Origin of the sequence: Pseudomonas sp. GM21 (genome assembly GCF_000282215.1) — a bacterium.
Classification (GTDB): domain Bacteria; phylum Pseudomonadota; class Gammaproteobacteria; order Pseudomonadales; family Pseudomonadaceae; genus Aquipseudomonas.
This window is the reverse complement of sequence record NZ_AKJS01000183.1, coordinates 1-842: the sequence shown is the minus strand read 5'-3', so window position 1 is coordinate 842 and position 842 is coordinate 1. Positions and strand designations below refer to the sequence as shown.

1 pseudogene is annotated in these 842 nt (G+C 63.1%); it reads right to left on the bottom strand.

The features are described 5' to 3' along the window. Positions 1–842, bottom strand: a pseudogene (locus PMI22_RS03145) (RHS repeat protein); the annotation flags it as partial.

Sequence of the window (842 nt, the reverse complement as noted above, 5' to 3'; positions counted from 1 at the left end):
GCGGCGCCGGGGCGGTCCTGCATCAGCAGATTGCCGGCGGGGTCGTGGGAGAAGGTTTCCGCTGGGTCGTCGCGGGTGTGGCGCACGCGGGCCAGGCGGTTGAGCGGATCGTAGTAATAGCTGCGCTGGCCGTGGCGACTGTCGGCGACGGTGGCCAGGTTGCCATTGACCGCGTAGCCGTAATGGCGCATGTACAGCGGCCGGGTTTGCTGGTGGATGGCGTGGGCCTGCAATCGGCCTTGTTCGTCGTAGTGGTAGTGGCTGGTGAGTTGACCTTGTTGGCGTTGTTGCTCGCGGCCGAAGGCAAACTGGTGGCTGGTGAGCCGTGCGCCGTTGAGGTCGATGGCGGTGAGTGCGCCGCCCTTGGCGTGGTGGTAGTCGAGTTTGCTGCCGTCCGGCAGGCGCAGGCGATTGAGTTGGCCGCAGGCGTCGTAGCCATAGCGCAGGGTGCCCCAGCCTTGGTGTTCGGTGATCAGACGGTCCTGTGGGTCGTACTCGAATTCCAGCGGGTGGTCGTGGCCGTCGTCGACGCTGATCAGGCGGCCGAGGTTGTCGTAGCGGTAGTTGACCTTGATGCCGTCGGGTAGCGTTTTGACCAATAACCGCCCCGCTGAATCACGCTCGTAAGCGGTGGTCAGCTGCGAACCGTCAGCACCGAACTCGGTTTTTTCCAGCAACTGACCCTTGAGGTCATAGGTGTACGCGGTGCGCTGGCCGTCGAAGCCGGTTTCCTGTCGGATCAATCCGCCGGGGGTGTAGTCCAGCTGATATTTTTCGCCGGATTCGTTTTCGATTTCCGTGAGCAACAGCTGCGCGTTGTCGTAGCGGTACTTCAGCTGGGT